This window comes from Ruegeria sp. BHSB172, assembly GCF_059613165.1.
Map to the genome: position 1 here is coordinate 84210 of NZ_JBXWRZ010000004.1, position 18871 is coordinate 103080.

An 18871-nucleotide genomic window follows, 5' to 3' on the forward strand; every position below is an offset into this window, starting at 1 on the left:
CGCTTTCCGACCGGGGTCAGAGGTCGATCTCGACCACCCCGCCCGGCTCGGCCGCGCGGCTCTGGCACAGAATCAGCGCCGATTCCCGCTGCTTGTTCGACAGGACGAAATCGCGATGCTCGATCTCGCCCCCGATCAGCCCGCATTTGCACACGCCGCAGATGCCATCGGCGCATTTCACGTCGACATGGATGCCGGCCTCGTTCAGCACCTGCGCCGCGTCCTTGTCGACGGGCACCTCAAGGTCACGCCCTGACCGTGCCAACCGCAGGGTGAACGGGTGGTTTTCATAGTCGGGCTGCTCGGGCACCGAGAAATACTCCAGATGCCGGGCCACCTCGGGCCAGCCCTGACGTTCGGCAGCCTGCATCACCGCCTCCATGTACCGGTCGGGACCGCAGGTATAGACATGCCAGCCGTCGCGATAGCCCGCCAGGATCGAGTCCAGATCGGCGCGGGTGCCTTCGTCCGAGACATGCAGATGCACGTGGTCCGCCCAGGGCGCGGCAGCCAGATCGGCCAGATACCCGGCCTTTTCCCGTGAGGGGACGGAATAGTGCAGATCGAAATCGCGCCCCAGCGCGTGCAGGCGATGGGCGAAGGCGATCATTGGGGTAATCCCGATGCCGCCGCCCATCAGCAGGGTGCGGGTGGCGGTTTCGTCCAGTTCGAAATGGTTGATCGGTTTTGACACGAACACCTTGCGGCCCGGCGTGAAGATCCGGTGCAGCAGGGCCGATCCGCCGCGGCCTTCATTCTCGCGCAGCACGCCGATCTGGTATTTCGACCGGTCCGCGGGGTCGCCCGACATAGAATACTGGCGCAGGAACTCGGGGGCCACCAGCACGTCCAGATGCGCGCCCGCCGTCCATTCCGGCAGAGGCGCGCCATCCGGGGCCGAGAACTCGTATTTGCTGACATACGGCGTCATCTTCTCGACCTTCGTCACCTCGACCCGCATGACCGGAGCATCTCCGGCAATCGTGTAGCGATGCACCACCGAGATGTCCCCGGCGGCCAGCCGGGCCTTGTATTCCTCGGCCGTGACCATGGCCTGATAGGCGGCGATCCCGGCCTCGCGATCCATCGCAAAGGGGTAGGGCCAGGGATGCGGCGCAAGCGGGGCGGGATAGACGGCCAGGGTCTGGTCCTCGTATTTCAGGTCCAGATCCTTTTGCAGGCCGCGCCGGTTCAACGGGTGTTTCGTGGGGCGATAAGCGCCGTCGGACTGAAGCTCCAGATCCCACCACCACTTCTTGGTGTCGTTCAGCCCGCCATTGCCCAGCGCATCATCCAACCGTGCCAGCGCGGGCGCAGCGGCGGGGATGTTCATCGCGGCCCAGCGGAAGGGGCGTTCTGCGAACAGCCCTTCCAGATTCCAGGGGCAGGTCTTCATGCAGCGCCCGCACATCGCACCGCCGGGCGTGGTGATCCGGTAGGTGGCGCATTTCTGGCTGTCGGATTTCCAGATCTCGTAGCCGTTGAACATCAGCTTGGGCCCAGCGGTGATCGCCCCCGAGGGGCATTCGCGAGCGCATTTGTTGCAGCTCTCGCAGAATCGCTGCAGGCCGAAGTCGATGGGCTTGTCATGCGCCATCGGCATGTCGGTCGTCACGACGCCCGACTTGAGGCGCGGGCCCAGATAGGGGTTCAGGATCACCTCGCCGATGCGGCTGACCTCGCCCAGCCCCGACAGCAGCAACAGCGGCGGTTGCAGCACCTCGCCATCCATCACCGTATGCGCCTTGGCCTTGTAGCCCAGGTTGCGGATCTGCTGGGCGATCACACCGCCCAGAAGCGAGAACCGCAGATAGGCGCGCATCGACTGGGCGACGCTGATCCAGTCATCGCCCGAGGCGCCCTCCATCGTCTCATAGCCCTGATCGATGATCATGCTGACGGCCTGATCGTGGGGCGGCACGATTTCCTCGCCGGTGGCGTCGTGGGAATACCACGCCCAATCGGGGCACCGGCTGAGGCCCACGGCATCGACGCCAAGGAAATAGCTGGCCGCCTTCAGGTTGGCGGCGTTGCGATCTGCGTCATTGGGTTTGGGGCCATCGGCGCTGTCGCCGTCCTGCAGCAGGACGAACGCCCCCAGCGCACGCCTTTGCGCGAAGCTGGGCGCGGATTTTCGGACGTAATGCCCGCCTTTGGCCGCATCCTGCAGCGGTTTGCCCATATCGCCGAACTGCGCCCGCGCGAACATGTCGGCGCGTTTGGGCACGCGGGCCACGTTTGCCTCGTCGATATAGGTGGTCGGGCTGTCCACGCGTTTGAGCGTTTCGAACGGGTGCGCGCCATCGGCATAGCGGCGGCGGGCGAAAGGGTCGCGGTTCAGCGCGTTTTTGGCAAAGCCAGCGCCCAGCCACCACGCGGGGCCTTGGGTTCTGAACCACGGCTGCCGGTCGCGCGGGGCCAGCGGGCGATCATGGGCGATTTCCATCTCGGTGGTCACAGCGGCCAAGCCAAACCGATGCCCCAGCCAAGGGGCCACGGCGGTGCCACCCTCGGCCCAGACCAACCCGGCTGCGGCGGCAAGGCGCGGCAGGTCCACGTCCGAGGACATCACCGAATGCGCCCGCGCGTCATACCCCAACAGACGGATGTAATTGGCGATCACCACCGCGTTTTCGGTGGCCAGCAGGCAGGCGCGGTGGTCCTGCGCATCCAAGATCCATTCGGCACCGGGCTCGGCCGGGTCCGGGTCGCGGTGATGTTCGTACAGGAACACGATCGCATGGCGATGGGCGGTGATTGGCCCGGGCTGGGCTGCCACGCTGTCGCGCAGGTCGGCCATGATCACGTCGATCCCCGAGGCCAGGGTCTTCGTCTGCCGGGTCTGCAGCGCATGGGCCAGCCGGTCGATATCGGGATTGCGCCGGGGCCGATCCAGCAGCGCCTGCGGCGGCAGAGGCCCGCAGCCCATCATCGAGGCATCGTTGAAATAACCGAATGCCTTCAGGTGGTTGGCGCGCTCGACCGGGTCATGGGGCATCTCGGCTCGGGCCGGATTGACGAAGCCATCTCGGATGGTGTCCAGCATCGCTTGAAACTCGCCCATCGCGTTGACGATGCTGTGGGGCTGCTCGGGGCGGTCAAAACTCAGCACCGACATCGGGGCCAGCGCCGACAGATCGGGCAGCGTATCCTGTCGCCGCAGCCGCTCGAGCGGATAAGGACCCATGTGAACGGGTCGGTTTTTGTCCGAGAAAAAGCGGATCCCCATCGCGTGCCTCCTGTTGCCAAGCTTCCCCTAGCGCGGCATGAACAGCAATACCATTCATGACAGATAATAAACGGTATGAAGAAAATCGATTTCATGGACCTAGACGGCAAGGTCCTGCGCACCTTCCTGACGATCCTCGAGGAAAACTCGGTCTCGAAGGCCGCTGACCGGCTGGGCGTCACGCAATCGGCCATCAGCCACACGCTGGCCAAGCTGCGGCAAGTGCTGGGTGACCCGCTGTTCATACGGTCGGGCCAGGGGCTGCGCGCGACCGAGCGGGCTCTGGCGCTGAAAGACCCGGTACAGCAGGTGCTGGACGGGATGCGCGCCCTGACCGACGAGCGGCCCTTTGACCCTCTGTCCGAAGAGATCACCGTCCAGATCGCCACCAACGACATGCCGCGCGAGCTGATCTTTCCGCAGTTGCTGCGCGGGGCGCGGGTTGATGGGGTGCGGCTGCGGCTGGGGTTCATGCCCTCGGGTGTGCCTGACCCGGAACTGCTGCGCAGCGACCGGTGCCAGCTGATGCTAACCCCACTGCCGCCGGACGGTCCCGACATCTTTCAGAAACTGCTGGTGAGCAGCCGTTTGATGGTGTTCTACGACGCCGAACGGCGCGACCCGCCCGCCGACTGGGCCGATTATTGCGCTTCGGACCATGTCGAGGTGCGGTTTCCCGATGGGCGCAACGCGCGGGCTGTGATGCGCGGCGTGGACCAGAGCCAGATCCGCCCGCCCACCGTGACTCTACCGCATTTCAACGCGATCTCGGCCTTCGTGAAGGGCACCGATCTGATCTCGACCGACACAGCGCTGATGAAACAAGGGCCTTTGGCGGCACTGGACTGTGCGCCCCTGCCCTTCGATTGTCAGCCGGTGTCGATCTACATGGTCTGGCATCAGCGGTTCGCCAACGATCCCGCCCATCGCTGGCTGCGGGGGCGGATCGCGGCGATTGCCGCCACGCTTCAGGCCTGAGCCCGCAGCCAGTCGCGCATCAGCGCCACAAGATCCGGCTGCCGAGGCTTGCGCGGGGTGACGATATGGAACCCCAGACCGTCCAGCAGCACCTGCGCCAGCGGTTGCACCAACCGCCCCGTCGTCAGCTCGGCGGCGACCAGTAGCGCATTGGCCAGCGCAAAGCCCTGCCCGGCCACGGCGGCGTCAATGGCCAGACTGGTCTGATTGAAATTCATCATCCTCGGGCGCCCCTGCACACCGGCGCGATCCAGAAACAGCGGCCAAAGGCCATGAGAATCGCTCAACAGTACATGCGCCAGCAGGTCTTGCGCCGATGTCACCTGCGCGGCCAGGTCGGGGCTGCCGACCACGACGAATTCGGTAGAGAACAGCGGCTCGGCCACCAGGCCATCGCCAAACGGTGCGCGGCCCTGCCGGACCGCGATATCCACCCCGTCCGTCTGAAAATCAGCCAGCCGCTCGCGCGCATCGACCTGCACTAAGACATCCGGATGCCGCGCGGTGAAATCACCCAGCCGCGGCACCAGCCATTTCGAGGCAAAGCTGGGCGTGACCGACAGGGTGATCTGGCGCTGGCCGGACAGATCATCGACCGCCTCTTCGATCAGACGGAAAGCGCGGCGCAGGGGCGCGTGGAACCGCCGTCCGGCCTCGGTCAGGCGCAGGCCGCGCGGCAGGCGGTCGAACAACGGAGTGCCCAGCCGCGCCTCGAGGCCCCGGACCTGCTGTGCCACTGCCCCTTGGGTGACACCCAGTTCCTGCGCCGCCAGCCTGAAGTTCAGGTGGCGGGCCGACGCCTCGAAGGCGCGCAGCGCGTTCAGCGGGGGAAGGGCAGCCATAGCGTCCACACAATAGATTTTCTACAGCCATAGGGCAGAAGAACTGATTGGTCAAACGGTCGGCCACGCTTCATCTTGGCGACAGATGGAAACGGAGTACGAAGATGACGGACAAAGTGGCTCTGATCACCGCCGGCGGCAGCGGAATGGGCGCGGATGCGGCGCGGCGGCTGGCGGCGGACGGGTTCAAGGTGGGCATCCTGTCCTCGTCCGGCAAGGGCGAGGCGTTGGCGGCTCAGCTAGGCGGCGTGGGCGTGACCGGCTCGAACCAGTCGAATGACGACCTGCAGCGGCTGGTGGATGCGGCGATGGCCCATTGGGGGCGGATCGACGTTCTGGTGAACTCGGCCGGGCACGGTCCCCGCGCGCCGGTTCTGGAGCTGACCGACGAGGACTGGCATCGCGGCATGGAGGTCTATTTCCTGAATGCCGTGCGCCCCACCCGGCTGGTGACCCCGATCATGCAGGCGCAGGACGGTGGGTCGATCATCAACATCTCGACCTTCGCGGCCTTCGAGCCCGACCCGGTCTTTCCGACCTCGGGCGTGTTCCGGGCCGGGTTGGCGGCGTTCACCAAGCTTTTCGCCGACAGGTACGCCGCCGAGAACATCCGCATGAACAACGTCCTGCCCGGCTTCATCGACAGCCTGCCGGAAAAGGAGGAGTTCAAGGCCAAGATCCCCATGGGTCGCTATGGGCGCAGCTATGACGAGATCGCCTCGGTCATCGCGTTCCTGGCCTCCGAAGGCGGCGGCTATATCACCGGGCAGAACATCCGGGTGGATGGCGGGATCACCCGCTCGGTCTGATCGGTCAGAACCGCGCCTTAACCAGATGCGTCAGCGTCGCGCCGGTTTCAAAAAAGGCGCGGCGTAGGCCTGTCCAGCTTTCGCTGTGCGCAGGCACCGGCGGCAGCGGCAGGCGGGCGGGGTCGCCCGACAGCAGGCTGTCGGCCATCATGCGGCCGAACACCGTGCCCGGCCCGATGCCGCGCCCGGAATAGCCATGCGCCGACAGCGCGTTCGGCCCGATCTGCACCAGCTTCGGGATATGGTCCGAGGTCATGGCGATACGCCCGTGCCAGCCGTCTTTCAGCGGTTGGTCGGCCAGCGCGGGGTATATCTGCGCCATTTTCCGCGTGATCCAACCGCGATGAGCAAAGCTGCCCGCATGGCCCAGATCGCCCATCGCCCCGATCACCAGCCGCCCGGCCCGATCCATGCGGAACGAGGTCATGATTAGCCCGGTATCCCAGCACCCCTCGCCCCCCGGCAGCAGAGTGGCGCGGATATCCTCGGGCAGCGGGTCGGTGGCGTATTGAAAGTAATAGACCGGCACATAAGCCTGCCGGGTGTCGGACAGCCCCGCGTGATAGGCGTTGGTGGCCTGGATCAGCGCCTTGGCCCGCACCGAACCCTGCGGGGTGTCCAGATGCCAAGTATCACCATCGTGGCGTAGGGCCAGCACCGGGCTGTTGGCGTGGATCGCCGCCCCGGCCTGCTGCGCTGCGCGGGCGAGGCCCTGCACATAGGCCAGAGGCTGGATCGTCCCGGCGCGCGGGTCGAAAATGGCGCCGTGAAACGCCTCGCTGCCAGTGCGGCGGGCGGTCTCCTGCGCGGACAGCAGCTCGACCGGCGCACCATCGGCCGACAGTTGTTGGTGGCGGGCCTGCAGGTCGCGCAGGCCTTTGGGCGAGTGGGCCAGGTGAAGGGTTCCGGCCTGCACCGGCTCGCAATCGATGGCGTGATCACGGATCAGGCGGAACACTTCGGCTGGGGCCTGCGCCAGCAGGGCGATCAGCCGGTCGCCCGCCGCGCGGCCCAGATGGCCCCGGATCTCGGCCGGGGGCAGCCACAGTCCGGCATTGGCAAGCCCGACATTGCGGCCCGACCCGCCATAGCCGATCCGGTGTGCCTCGAGCAGGCAGACCGACGCCCCCGCCTGCGCCGCCTGCAGCGCCGCCGAGCAGCCCGTATAGCCGCCGCCGATCACGGCGAGGTCCACCGTGGCAGACCCGGTCAGGGGCGGGGCGTCCACCCGCTCGCGGCTGGTCTTGGTCCACAGGCTGGTTTCCGGGTCGGTGGTCATGGCGGGATGTCCTTGAATGCGCACGCAGATTTCCCGAGGGCTCAGCCGATGGCAAGAGGTCTTTGATCCTCGCGCCCCAGCGCGATCAGGAACGGGTCTTGCGCTTGCAGGGCCTGAAAGCTCTGCTTGTCGGACGTGCCGCGCCAGTTGGCCAGCACCAGCGACTGCGCCACCGCGCCGCCCAGCGTGGCGCCGGGGCCGGTGACGATGAACAGGTCGGGCGCGAATTCGCGGGCCGCCGTCTGCACCGCACGGGTGAAGTAGTAAGGCTCGGTCACCTGATGGCCCAGCGTGTAATCCCACAGTTCGCCCGTATCGGTGGCGCCGGGCCACCAGATCTTGCCGCGCCCGTCGATCATTGGCAAATCGGGTTGGGTGAACAGCGTGGCGGGCAACTGGCGGCGACCCTCCTGCGCCACCGGGGCCTGCAGGCGCGTGTGAAAGGCCGCGTGGTTGGCCAGCCGCATCGGGAACCGCTCCTGCACCACGGGCTGCGCGGCCCCAAAGGCCTTGAGCCCGGCCTCGTTGCCCGCCAGCACCAGCATCCCACCCAGGTCGATCGACAGGGCGAGGTCATGTTCCGGCAGAGAGTCGATGCGCGCCACCTCGGCCAAAAGCTCGGCCTTGCGGGCCGGGTCGTCGCGCCAGTCGTCGCCGGTGAAGGGATAGACCAGCTGCCCGCCGATCAGGTGAGTCTGCATCAGCGTTCCCATGGTGTTGACCACCCGGAAGCCGTTTTCGGGCGACAGCGCGCCAGCGGCGGCCAGCGCGATATACCAGCCCATCGAGTTGCCTGTGACGGCCACCACCTCGATATCCTCGGCCAGCGCCTGCGCGTCGGCCAGCGATGCGGCGTAGATCAGGGGCGAGGCCACGTCGCCGCGCGAATATTTGCTGACCGAGAAGCGCGACGCGCCGTCCAGTGCGGTCACCGCCTCTTGGCCCGTTTCGGCGCGGATCGCGTCGAATTCGCGGAACAGCTCCATCCGGCCCGCGTGGTGGCGGTGCAGATAGCCCAGCTCGGGCTTGTTGTAGGTGCCCCGGCCGGGGCAGATCACGACGGCGGTACGGGTCATTTCTGGGCTCCGGTCAGGGTCAGGGCGGCGGCCACGATCCCCTCGCGCGAGGGCAGCGGCGCGGCATAGGCGGGGCCGGTGGCGATGAAGCAATCCTCGGCCACCACGCGGGCGGTGGGGAGGTCGGTCTGTTCGACAAACAGCGCCATCAGCGCCTCGGACTGGCTGCCGGTGCGGCGGCATTCATCGACGATCAGGACGTGCCTGCAGCCCCTGGTGGCCTCCAGCAGCGCCTGTTCCGGAAGCGGCGCCAGCCAGCGCATGTCGATGATGCGGGTGTTCAGCCCGGCACCCTCCAGCTCGGGCAGCGCCTGTTTCGCCAGGTAATGGCCGTTGCCGTAGGTGACGATGGCCAGATCGGTGCCGTCGCCATGCACGCCCACCTCGCCCAGCGCGATGCGTTCACCTGGCGCGGGGTAGCGGGTCATCCACGCGCCGTCCTGCCCCTCGTGCAGGTCGCGCATCGGGTAGAGCGCGATGGGTTCCAGGAACACCACCACGCGCTGCTCCTCACGCGCAAGCCGCACGCATTCGCGCAGCATCCGCGCCGCATCTTCCCCGGTCGAGGGGCAGGCAATGATGACGCCCGGAATGTCGCGCAGCACGGCCAGCGAGTTGTCGTTGTGGAAATGCCCGCCAAAGCCCTTCTGGTATCCCAGCCCGGCGATCCGCACGACCATCGGGTTGGTGAACTGCCCCTTCGAGAAGAAGGGTAGCGTGGCGGCCTCGCCCCGGATCTGGTCCTCGGCATTGTGCAGATAGGCCAAGAACTGGATCTCGGGGATCGGGACGAAACCGTTGTGGGCCATGCCGATGGCGAGGCCGAGGATGGACTGTTCATCCAGCAGCGTGTCGATCACTCGGTCGGGGCCAAAGCGCTGCTGCAGCTTCTGCGTCACGCCATAGACGCCGCCCTTGCGTCCCACGTCCTCGCCCATGCAGACGATCTCGCCATGTTCCAGCATCAGGTCGGTCAGCGACCAGTTGATCAGGCGCGCCATCGGCTGCGGGTCGTCCATCGCGCGCAGGTCGCTGCCGAAGGTGGCGCCGCGGGCCTCGGCGCTGGGGCCGTTGGTGGGCTTGCAGAGGCGCTTGGGTGGGATCAGGCTGGCCGCGACCTCGGCGGCGGTAGCCAGATGCGGGCGGGTGGCGGCCTCGGCCGCGATGCGATCGGTGCGGGCGCAGGTCTGCTCATAGATCTTCAGCGCCTGTTCGGGCGACAGCGCCCCGGCCTGATCCAACAGGCGCACCGAATGCAGCAGCGGATCATTGGCCTCGTCGGCCTCGACCTCGGCACGGCTGAGATAGGTGGTGGGCACATCCGCCCCCGCATGGCCGTAAAGCCGCACGGTTTTCAGGTGCAGGAAGGCCGGTTTGCGCCGGGTGCGGACATAGTCGGCCGCCTGCTGCGCCACCGCGAAGGTTTCATAGATGTCCAGCCCGTTGGCCTGAAAATACTTGATGCCCGGTCGATGCTCCATCGAGGCCTGAATCCAGCCCTTGGGCGTCTTGACCGAGATGCCGATGCCGTTGTCCTCGCAGACAAAGAGCAGCGGCAGCGGGATCGACTGGACACTGGTCCAACCGGCGGTGTTGATCGCCCCCTGTGCAGTGGAATGGTTCGAGGACGCATCCCCGAAGGAACACATGGCGATGCCGTCCTCGGGCAGTTGCCGGTGTTCGGGGTCGTGACGCCGCGCCGCGCCCAAGCTATAGGCCGCGCCCACCGCCTTGGGCAGGTGGCTGGCGATGGTCGAGGTCTGCGGCGGGATCATCAGCGCCTTGGAGCCCAGCACTTTGTGCCGCCCGCCCGAGGTCGGGTCCTCTCTGGAACACGCGAAACTCAACAGCATGTCCCAGGCGATCTGCTGGCCGGGCACCTGCTCGGCCCGGGCGATCTGAAAGGCGGCGTCGCGATAGTGCAGAAAGGCGATATCGGTCGGGCGCAGGGCACGGGCCACGGCGGCCATGCCCTCGTGCCCTGAGGATCCGATGGTGTAGAACCCCTGCCCCGCCTTCTGCATCGCCCGGCTGGTGCGGTCCAGCGCGCGGCTGAGCACTTGAGCGCGGAACAGCGACACAGCCTCGGGCGCGCTGAGACCCGGGCGCGGCGGCGCACCCGCGGGCAGGTCGCGATTGGCGACGCGGGTCAGGAAGTTTTCGTGAACGATCTGGGCGCGATCCATCTGATTCCCCCGGTCAGGTCAGAGTTTGGCCGTGGCGTCCGAGATCCGGCGCAGGCCTTGGGTCAGGCTATCGGTGTCATAGGCAAAGGAAAGCCGAAAATGCCCCGGCATGCCAAAGGCCCGCCCCGGTACCACCGCGACGCCCGCGTGATCCAGCAGGTGACGGCAGAACTCGGGGTCCGAGGGCATCGCAGCGGGCGTCTGCGGAAAGACGTAGAAGGCGCCGTCGGGCACCGGGCAGTCCAATCCGGCGGCGTTCAGGCCCGCCACAACCAGATCGCGACGCGTGCGCATGGCCTCGCGGCGTTCGGCCAGCAGGTCCTGCGGGCCGGTCAGCGCGGCCAGAGCTGCCGCCTGCGCGATGGAACAGGCGCCCGAGGTGATCTGCCCCTGCACCGCCGCCATCGCCTTGATAAGCGGCGCGGGGCCGATGCCCCAACCGATGCGCCAGCCGGTCATCGAATAGGCCTTGGACACACCGTTTACCGTCAGTGTGCGGTCTGCCAGCGCCGGAACCGCCTGAACGAAAGGCATGAAGGGAACGTAGGCAAGGTGCTGATAGATCTCATCCGAGATCACCCAGACCTGCGGGTGCTGCTCCAGCACGTCGCCCAGCGCCTGAAGTTCGGATTCGGTGTAAACCGCCCCGGTCGGGTTCGACGGAGTGTTCAGCAGCAGCCAGCGGGTGCGCGGGCTGATCGCGGCCTCGAGCTGTTCGGGGGTCAGCTTGAAACCCTGTTCACGCGGGCAGTCCAGCACCACCGGAGTGCCGCCCGCCAGTTTCACCATGTCGGCATAGCTGGTCCAGAAAGGCGCGGTGGTGATGACTTCATCGCCCGGATCGAGTGTCGCCAGGAACGCGCCCGCCAGAACCTGCTTGGCCCCGGTCGAGACGATGACCTGCGCCGGTTCGACCCCGGCCTGTTCCGCGATGGCGGCACGCAGAGCCGGCGTTCCGGCGGTGGCGGGATATCGGGTCTGGCCATCCAGCGCGGCCCTGTGCGCGGCCTCGACCACATGCGGCGGGGTGGGAAAGTCGGGCTCACCGGTGCTGAGCGCGATCACGTCCACGCCCTGCGCCCGCAACTGCGCGGCCCGTTCCGAGATTTGAACAATCTCGGACAATTCGATCCCGTCGAGCCGCCCCGCCCGGCGAAATCCGCTCAAACTGTTCTGAATAGTCATGGTATTCCCGCTGCACTTTTCTAAGGTTGCGCCTTTTTGCTATTGGATTTGAGGATCCACCAGTGATATTCCCTCCACAAGCCATGAGGAAAAGTCATATGCTGGCGCCGCGTCGATTTCTGCCGTCTATTTCTTCCCTGTTGGCACTCGAAGCCGTCGACCGCTTGGGCAGCGCCTCAGCAGCTGCCGATGAACTCTCGCTGACCCAAAGCGCGGTCAGTCGGCAGTTGAAGGCCGTCGAAGAACAGCTGGGCGTCGCGCTGATCCAGCGCGACCAAATGCGCCTGCAACTCACGCCCGCTGGCAAGGAATACGTGGAAACCGCCAGAACAGCGCTGCAGCAACTGGCGCAGGCCTCACTGAAGCTGAAGGCCAACCCTTCCGGCGGTTCTTTGCAACTGTCGATCCTGCCCGCCTTCGGTATGCACTGGCTAGCGCCACGGCTTCAGGATTTCGCGCAGCGCCACCCCGAAGTGACGATGAACCTCAGCACGCGGCTAAAGCCATTCGACTTCGGCACCGAACCCTTCGACGCGGCCATCCATTTCGGCCAGCGCGACTGGACCGGGGTGAACTATCTGCCGATCATGCGCGAAGCGGTTCTGCCGGTCTGCGCGCCAGCCCTGCTGCCAGCAAAAACCCCGAAGGTTGAATGGCTGGTCGACGCACCACTGCTGCATCTGGATACCCGGCCCGATGCGTGGGAACGCTGGTTCGCCGCGCAAGGCACCCCTGTCGAGGGCGTCCGAGGCATGCTGTTCGACCAGTTCTCGACGATGATCCAGGCCACGATCCATGGGCTGGGCGTAGCACTGCTGCCCAGCTACCTGATTTCAGCCGAGCTGGAAGCCGGCCGGTTGGTTCCGGCCTGCGCAGCTCCGCCGGTCAGCCTGGGCGACTACTATCTTGTCTGGCCGCAAAATCACACCGAACCGGCCCCGCTTGTCTCGTTCCGCGCATGGCTGCAGGAGCAGCTGACTTAGCCGATCCGCCTCGGCCGCGTCCGAGCATCGCTCGGGCGCGGCCGGGCCCAACCGGAGAAGGCGGCCCGCAAGGGCCGTTGACGACGGGCGGGAGCGCCCGGTCAGACGTCGATCGAGCGGGCGATGAGTTCTTTCATCACCTCGTTGGTGCCACCATAGATCATCTGCACCCGCGCATCCGCATAAAGCCGCGCGATCGGGTATTCCATCATGAAGCCATAGCCGCCGAACAGCTGCAGGCATTCATGCATGATCTCGTTTTGCACCTCTGACCCCCAGTATTTCACCATCGAGGCGGTGGCCGCATCCAGTTGGCCGGCCTCCAGCTTGGCGATGCAGTCATTGACAAAGCTGCGCAGCACCTCGGCCTTGGTCTTGCATTCCGCCAACTTGAAGCGGGTGTTCTGAAAGTCCATCACGCGCTGGCCGAACGCCTTGCGCTCTTGGGTGTATTTGACCGTTTCAGCGATGGCGAAGTCGATCGCGCCCAGCGCCATGATACCGATGGTCAAACGTTCCCACGGCAGTTGCTTCATCAGCTGATAGAAACCCTGCCCCTCCTCGGAGCCCAGAAGGTTGGTCATCGGCACCTTCACGTCCTCGAAGAACAGCTCGGCGGTGTCATTGGCCTTCATGCCCAGTTTCTTGAGGTTGCGCCCCCGGCGGAAGCCCTCGGCCCCCTCGGTCTCGACCGCGATCAGCGACACGCCCTTGGCGCCCAGCGACTTGTCAGTCTTGGCAGCCACGATGATCAGGTCCGCGGCCTGGCCGTTGGTGATGAAGATCTTGGACCCGTTCATCCGGTAGGAATTGCCATCCTTCTCGGCTGTGGTGCGGATCGCCTGCACGTCCGAGCCGGTGCCCGGTTCGGTCATGGCCAGCGCACCGACCATCTCGCCCGAGGCCAGCTTGGGCAGCCATTTGCGCTTTTGATCCTCGCTGCCATAGGCGGTGATGTAATGGGTCACGATCGACTGGATGCCATAGCCCCAGCCCGCATCCCCCCGCGAGGTCTGTTCATAGATCGTGACCGCATCAAAACCCATACCGCCACCGACACCGCCGAATTCCTCGGGGATGGCCCCGGCCATCAGCCCAGTTTCCCCGGCCTTCCGCCAGAAGTCGCGATCGACGACGCCCTGCTCGGCCCAGGCCTCGATGTTGGGCACCAGTTCATCATCCATGAACCGCCCGGCCATTTCGGCAAACATGCGGTGTTCGTCAGTGACCCAGGAAGCGGTCGAGGTAAAAAGCGACATGATTGGTTCTCCGGAATTCTGTTGGCGAAAAGGGTAGCTTTTACCACCGATTCCGCCAATCCGGGTGACGCCGCGTCGGTTTGCGCTGCTACGCAACGTCCTTTGGCGTCAATGCCCTACGCGGTGCCGGGCGCCGGGCGGCGGCGGCGTTTCCGGGGCGCCGGCGAAACACTGGGCAATGGCCATCCACTCCTGCGCGACCGGCCCCTGCACCGACAGGCCGGTGTCCGCCACGTTTCGGGTCTGGGTCACCACGCGGGCGAAATCGACGGCCAGCCCTTCGATCAGGTCGGCACCGGGCGCGCCGAACTCCCACAGCTCCCCGGAGGGCGCGGTCAGGCGCAGATGGGGAGGCACCGGTGGCACCGGGCGGCCATGCACCGTGAAGGTCCAGCCAAAGGTGTTCACCCCCAGCACGACGATGTTGCGGATCCGGTCGGTCTCGGGCCGGGTCAGGCCAAGGATGTCGAACACCTCCTGCCCATGCGCCCAGGTCTCCATCTGACGCGCGGTCATCGAGGACCGCACCGACATGTCCGGCCCCACCCATTTGACCCGCGCCTTGGGGTCCAGAAGGGCCCAGTCATAGGCCATGCGGGTGTACAGATCGCGCGAGGCCAGCCGCAGGTCATGGCCCCGCTGGGAGATCGCGGCGTTTTCCGTGGCGCGAAAGCCCTCGGCCTGGATGCGCGGCATCACCCGCTGCACCCTTGCATCGAACGCATCCGGATCGCGCTGTGACAGGTCGGCCATCTGGTTCCAGAAATGCAGGTGCACCAACACATCGTCGATCGTCCAACCCTTGAATTGGGTCACGGTGCGCCAGTCGCTGGCACCAAGACGCTCAAGGGCATGGTCGAGAACCTGGCATTCCTCAAAGAAATCCGCAGCTTGATCCATGGCACTCCCGCTCTCTGCCCATTGGGCCACTAAAGCGGGTTTCGGCCGGTCAGGCCAGCGCGTTCTGCAAAAGGACCTGCGCGGCCTCTTTCGCATCGCGCGCCGGATCACAACTGTGCAGCAGAACGGCGGTGACGATCGCGCCCTCTTTCAGCAGCAGCAGCTGGCAGGCCAGCTTGTCCGGGTCCTGCGCGCCGGCCTTGCGACACAGGTCAGTGAAATATTCCAGCAGCAGGCGCTTGTGCTCGCCCGCCTGCACATGGATCGGGTGGTCGGGGGCCTGATATTCGGCCCCGGCCTTGATGAACATGCAGCCGCGGAAATTGTCTTCGCGGAACCATTCGCCCAGCGCATCGAACGCGGCCAGGAGTTGATCGGCGGGGGTGTCGGCCAGTTCCTCGATCCGGCGCACGAACCAGTTGCGGAAATTCTCGTCCCGTAGGCGCAGCACTGCCAGGATCAGCTCTTCCTTGGTGCGGAAGTGCTTGTACATTGAGGTCTTGGACACGCCGGTTTCGACCACCAGCCGGTCCATTCCGGTGGCGTGAAACCCGTCGCGATAAAACACCTGCAGTGCCTTGCGGACCAGCTCATCCCGTTTGTTCGGACGCATGATTCGGCTCCTTCGCGTACAGATCAGTACATAATCCTTCTGCCGAACGGCTGCAAATCACCAATCTGAATTCTCTGTTTTTAATAAATAAATTTTTCTTCCGGCCACCGCAGGAAAATAAATTCCGCAAAAATGGTTGAAAAAGTTAACCGAACTGTACACCTTATCAGCACAGTTTACTGATCTGTACACCCAAAGGATTTGACCGATGCGACGCCGCGCCAGCCTATTTCCCGCAAGCTATGTTCCCTTCCTTCTGACAGTAGCCCTTCTAGCCGCCACCCTCGCCTGAAAGCCCCCACCATGCCCCGCGCCTTTTCCGAACTGACCTTCACCCCCGCCGTCCGCGCGCACCAAGAGCGGATGGGGTCCGCCGCCTCATACGCCAGGTTCATCGACGGCGGCCCGCAGCAGAGCCACCTGATCGGCCCGGCCGAGCAGGCCTTCATCGAGGGGCGCGACGGATTCTATCAATCCACCGTGTCCGAGACCGGATGGCCCTATGTGCAGTATCGCGGCGGCCCGGCGGGGTTTCTGAAGGTGCTGGACGATCGGACCATCGGCTATGCCGATTTCTCGGGCAACAAGCAGTATATCTCGCGCGGGAACCTGGACGGCAATGACCGGATCGCGCTGATCCTGATGGATTATGCCAACCAGCGCAGGCTCAAGATCCTGGGCCGTGTGGACTTCTGCGAAGGTGCCGAGGCCGCGCGCGATCTGTTTCCCGATGGGGCCGAGGCCGAACGCGCGGCGATCATCCATGTCGCGGCGCTGGACTGGAACTGCCCGCGCCACATCACTCCCCGCTTCACCGAGGCCGAGCTGCGCCCGCATCTGAACGAGCTTGGCCGCCAACTGGCCCAGCTGCAGGCCGAAAACGACCAACTGAAGCAGGCCCTGGCCCGAAAGGCCTGAGCCAAACCCCAAGACCCCGAATAAGCCAGCAACAGGAGTATCAATGCCATGCTACGCGCGATTACTAACACACTTGCCACCCTGATCGCCGGATCGGTCTTTGCCGTCTCGGTCGTGACCGTCGGGTTCTACCTCTCGCCCGAAGCCGTGCGCGCCGCCGAGCCCGACCCGTTCCAGACCCAGTTCCGCGCGCAGACTATCGACGGCATGAAGATCACCTATCGCAAGGCCGGCGACCCGGCCAACCCGACGGTTCTGCTGTTGCACGGCTTTCCGCCCTCGTCGCACATGTTCCGTTACCTGATCCCTGTGATCGCGCAGGATGACCATGTGATCGCGCCCGACTATCCCGGTTTTAGCGCGTCCGATATGCCCCCGGCGGATACATATGACTAAAGCTTTGCCGGAACCGCGCACATGATGGCCGAGCTGCTGGATGCGAAGGGCGTCGATCGCTGTGCCGTCTCCCTGATGGACTACGGCGCGCCGGTGGGATTCCGGATGTTCCCCGAGGCTCCCGACCGCGTGACCGGCTTCATCATCCAAAACGGCAATGCCTATGACGAGGGCCTGCGCGAGTTCTGGGACCCGATCAAGGCCTATTGGGCCGATCCGTCCAAGGAAAACGGCGATGCCCTGCGCGCCTTCCGACCATGGATTCCACCCAGTGGCAGTTCACCCACGGCACCCAGAACCCCGACGCGATCAGCCCGGACAATTTCTGGCACGTCCAGTACCTGCTGGACCGTCCCGGCAATCAGGAAGTGCAGTTGGAGATGTTTCTGGATTAGGGCACCAATGTGGGCGAATACCCCAAATGGCAGGCGCTGTTCCGCGAATACCAGCCACCCGCGCTGCTGATGTGGGGCAAGAATGACGTGATCTTCCCCGAAGCGGGCGCGCATCCCTACAAAAACGACCTGACCGATCTGGAGTTCCACATCCGCGACACCGGGCATTTCGCGCTCGAGGAATTCGGCCCCGAGATCGCCGCCGAGATGCAGGACTTCCTGGCCCGCATCAACTGACCCCCCTGCCCCCCGGGGCTGTCCGGGGGCCCCCTATACCGGAGGACTGACCCATGACCTCGCATGTTGACCGTATCGCCGCCTTTTCCAATGGCCCCGCCGGGGGCAACCCGGCCGGGGTTCTGATCGCGGATACCCTGCCCTCGGATGCCGAAATGCAGAAGATCGCCGCCGTTGTCGGCTATTCCGAAACCGCCTTTGCCGCGCCGCAGGGCGCGGGCTGGCGGGTGCGCTATTTCGCACCGGTGGGCGAGGTCGCCTTTTGCGGCCATGCCACCATCGCGCTGGGGGCGCAGCTGGCGCAGCGGTTCGGCGATGGAGAATACGCGCTGCAGCTGAACGACGCGCAGATCACGGTCGAATGTCGGCGTGACGGCGACAGGGTCGCGGCCACGCTGGTGTCGCCGCCGACCCACAGCCGCGCGGTGACTGACGATGTTCTGGCGCAGGCACTGACCCTATTCGGGCTTGCGCCCAATGACCTGAGCACCGATCTGGCGCCCGCCATCGCCAATGCAGGCAACGACCACCTTATCCTGGCGCTGACGTCCCGCGATCGTCTGGCTCAGATGACTTATGACCTGCCAACCGGGGCCGAGTTCATGCAGGCTCAAGGGTTCACCACGATCAACCTGATCTGGGCCGAAACGCCCCGGCTGTTTCACAGCCGCAACGCCTTTGCCAGCGGCGGGGTGCTGGAAGACCCCGCCACCGGCGCCGCGGCTGCCGCACTGGCCGGGTATCTGCGCGACCTGGATTGGCCGCATGGCGGCGAAATCGACATCGTGCAAGGCGAGGATATGGGCGCGCGATCCCTTCTGCGCGTTCAGATCGGCGCCGCGAAGGGCGACGGCGTGCGCGTCTCGGGAACCACCCGCGCCATCGACTGAGCCGGGTCAGGGCCGTGCGCGGCCCGAGTGTACCATTGCCTCGATCCCCGCAGCGCAGAACTCGACCAGTTGGTCGATCCCGGACAGATCGCCCCCCTGTGACAGCGCCTGCACCCGCCAGGCGCTGTTGAGATGCGCCAGCATCGCTGAAACCGTATAGACTTGGCCCGTAGCCAACAGCGCCCGGTCGGCCTGCGGATACAGCGCGGCGATTTCGCGGATGAATAGCTCAGCGGTGGGGTCGAAACACTCGGCCGCGATATGGCGCCAGCGCGGATCGACCGACACATGCGCCACTAGCCGCCCATAGGCCATCCAGCCCGGGCCGCCCGTTTCCGCAAGGCTGACATAGGGGCGGATGAAACAGTCCAGAATAACCCGTAGGGTCAGCGGGCCTTGCGCGCGCCGATCCTCCAGCGCCTGCATCCGGATCTGCGCAAGCTCGTCAGCGCGGCGCGCGACGGTCTGGAAGAACAGCTCTTCCTTGCCGCCGCCATGGTGGTGGACCAGACCCACCTGTACTCCGGCGCGCGTGGCGATGTCGCGGATCGAGGCGCCCTCGAATCCCCGCTCGGCAAACAGCGCCTCAGCCGCGTCCAAAATCCGCGCCTTGGTTTCCAGCGACCGGGCCGACGGCGCCCTTTGCCTTTGTTTTTCAATGTATTTCGCGCTCATGTTTTTCATCTTGCCTTATTT

The 18871-nt window shown here is 65.5% G+C and carries 18 protein-coding genes; 8 read left to right on the plus strand and 10 right to left on the minus strand.

Annotated features, from left to right (window positions below; all coding sequences use genetic code 11):
- Window positions 1–16: 16 nt before the first annotated feature.
- A complete protein-coding gene (locus AC2FM3_RS03470) occupies window positions 17–3229 on the minus strand; it encodes a reductive dehalogenase (RefSeq protein ID WP_496679072.1) in 3213 nt (1070 codons plus the stop codon).
- Window positions 3230–3304: 75 nt separating this feature from the next.
- On the opposite strand from AC2FM3_RS03470, the gene AC2FM3_RS03475 reads away from it, so the two are divergent.
- Window positions 3305–4207: a LysR family transcriptional regulator gene (locus AC2FM3_RS03475; RefSeq protein ID WP_496679073.1), complete on the plus strand. Its 903-nt coding sequence runs from the start codon at window positions 3305–3307 to the stop codon at window positions 4205–4207.
- Here AC2FM3_RS03475 and AC2FM3_RS03480 read toward each other — a convergent pair.
- The gene (locus AC2FM3_RS03480) at window positions 4198–5049 is read right to left on the minus strand and encodes a LysR substrate-binding domain-containing protein (RefSeq protein WP_496679074.1); all 852 of its coding nucleotides are present in this window, start codon (window positions 5047–5049) and stop codon (window positions 4198–4200) included. The two genes, AC2FM3_RS03475 and AC2FM3_RS03480, sit on opposite strands and share 10 nt — an antisense overlap.
- Before the next feature lie 104 nt (window positions 5050–5153).
- Between AC2FM3_RS03480 and AC2FM3_RS03485 the strand changes: the two genes are divergently transcribed.
- Complete coding sequence (locus AC2FM3_RS03485; RefSeq protein WP_496679075.1) at window positions 5154–5858, plus strand: SDR family oxidoreductase; 705 nt, start codon at window positions 5154–5156, stop codon at window positions 5856–5858.
- A 4-nt stretch (window positions 5859–5862) separates the two neighbouring features.
- Here AC2FM3_RS03485 and AC2FM3_RS03490 read toward each other — a convergent pair whose 3' ends face one another.
- Genes AC2FM3_RS03490 through AC2FM3_RS03505 form a run of 4 tightly spaced genes read right to left on the minus strand, consistent with a single transcriptional unit; the run spans window position 5863 to window position 11584 of the window.
- Complete coding sequence (locus AC2FM3_RS03490; protein WP_496679077.1) at window positions 5863–7137, minus strand: NAD(P)/FAD-dependent oxidoreductase; 1275 nt, start codon at window positions 7135–7137, stop codon at window positions 5863–5865.
- Window positions 7138–7178: 41 nt separating this feature from the next.
- Entirely contained in the window at window positions 7179–8213 is a 1035-nt protein-coding gene (locus AC2FM3_RS03495) for an ACP S-malonyltransferase (protein WP_496679079.1), read from the minus strand.
- Window positions 8210–10399 (minus strand): dehydrogenase E1 component subunit alpha/beta, encoded by a 2190-nt coding sequence (locus AC2FM3_RS03500; RefSeq protein ID WP_496679080.1) that lies wholly within the window; start codon window positions 10397–10399, stop codon window positions 8210–8212. The genes AC2FM3_RS03495 and AC2FM3_RS03500 overlap by 4 nt, the downstream gene beginning before the upstream one ends.
- A gap of 18 nt (window positions 10400–10417) precedes the next feature.
- Complete coding sequence (locus tag AC2FM3_RS03505; RefSeq protein ID WP_496679082.1) at window positions 10418–11584, minus strand: pyridoxal phosphate-dependent aminotransferase; 1167 nt, start codon at window positions 11582–11584, stop codon at window positions 10418–10420.
- Between the two features lie 98 nt (window positions 11585–11682).
- Between AC2FM3_RS03505 and AC2FM3_RS03510 the strand changes: the two genes are divergently transcribed.
- Entirely contained in the window at window positions 11683–12567 is an 885-nt protein-coding gene (locus AC2FM3_RS03510; protein WP_496679226.1) for a LysR substrate-binding domain-containing protein, read from the plus strand.
- Between the two features lie 101 nt (window positions 12568–12668).
- Here the strand turns inward: AC2FM3_RS03510 and AC2FM3_RS03515 are convergent, their stop codons facing one another.
- The 3 genes from AC2FM3_RS03515 to AC2FM3_RS03525 form a co-directional block, all read right to left on the minus strand.
- A complete protein-coding gene (locus AC2FM3_RS03515; protein ID WP_496679083.1) occupies window positions 12669–13826 on the minus strand; it encodes an acyl-CoA dehydrogenase family protein in 1158 nt (385 codons plus the stop codon).
- A 108-nt stretch (window positions 13827–13934) separates the two neighbouring features.
- A complete protein-coding gene (locus tag AC2FM3_RS03520; protein ID WP_496679085.1) occupies window positions 13935–14726 on the minus strand; it encodes a TIGR03084 family metal-binding protein in 792 nt (263 codons plus the stop codon).
- 49 nt (window positions 14727–14775) lie between these two features.
- Window positions 14776–15339, minus strand: coding sequence for a TetR/AcrR family transcriptional regulator (locus tag AC2FM3_RS03525; RefSeq protein WP_496679087.1), 564 nt, complete (start codon window positions 15337–15339; stop codon window positions 14776–14778).
- Between the two features lie 303 nt (window positions 15340–15642).
- On the opposite strand from AC2FM3_RS03525, the gene AC2FM3_RS03530 reads away from it, so the two are divergent.
- The 5 genes from AC2FM3_RS03530 to AC2FM3_RS03550 all read left to right on the plus strand — a co-directional run bounded on the left by AC2FM3_RS03530 (window position 15643) and on the right by AC2FM3_RS03550 (window position 18175).
- The gene (locus AC2FM3_RS03530) at window positions 15643–16257 is read left to right on the plus strand and encodes a pyridoxamine 5'-phosphate oxidase family protein (protein WP_496679088.1); all 615 of its coding nucleotides are present in this window, start codon (window positions 15643–15645) and stop codon (window positions 16255–16257) included.
- A 48-nt stretch (window positions 16258–16305) separates the two neighbouring features.
- Window positions 16306–16653, plus strand: a complete 348-nt coding sequence (locus AC2FM3_RS03535) for an alpha/beta fold hydrolase (protein WP_496679089.1) — start codon at window positions 16306–16308, stop codon at window positions 16651–16653.
- A 257-nt stretch (window positions 16654–16910) separates the two neighbouring features.
- The gene (locus AC2FM3_RS03540; protein ID WP_496679091.1) at window positions 16911–17048 is read left to right on the plus strand and encodes a hypothetical protein; all 138 of its coding nucleotides are present in this window, start codon (window positions 16911–16913) and stop codon (window positions 17046–17048) included.
- 9 nt (window positions 17049–17057) lie between these two features.
- The gene (locus AC2FM3_RS03545) at window positions 17058–17285 is read left to right on the plus strand and encodes an alpha/beta fold hydrolase (protein WP_496679092.1); all 228 of its coding nucleotides are present in this window, start codon (window positions 17058–17060) and stop codon (window positions 17283–17285) included.
- Window positions 17286–17338: 53 nt separating this feature from the next.
- Complete coding sequence (locus AC2FM3_RS03550; RefSeq protein ID WP_496679093.1) at window positions 17339–18175, plus strand: PhzF family phenazine biosynthesis protein; 837 nt, start codon at window positions 17339–17341, stop codon at window positions 18173–18175.
- 6 nt (window positions 18176–18181) lie between these two features.
- Here AC2FM3_RS03550 and AC2FM3_RS03555 read toward each other — a convergent pair whose 3' ends face one another.
- On the minus strand, window positions 18182–18850 hold the full coding sequence (locus AC2FM3_RS03555) for a TetR/AcrR family transcriptional regulator (protein ID WP_496679094.1): 669 nt from the start codon (window positions 18848–18850) through the stop codon (window positions 18182–18184).
- Between the last annotated feature and the right edge of the window lie 21 nt (window positions 18851–18871).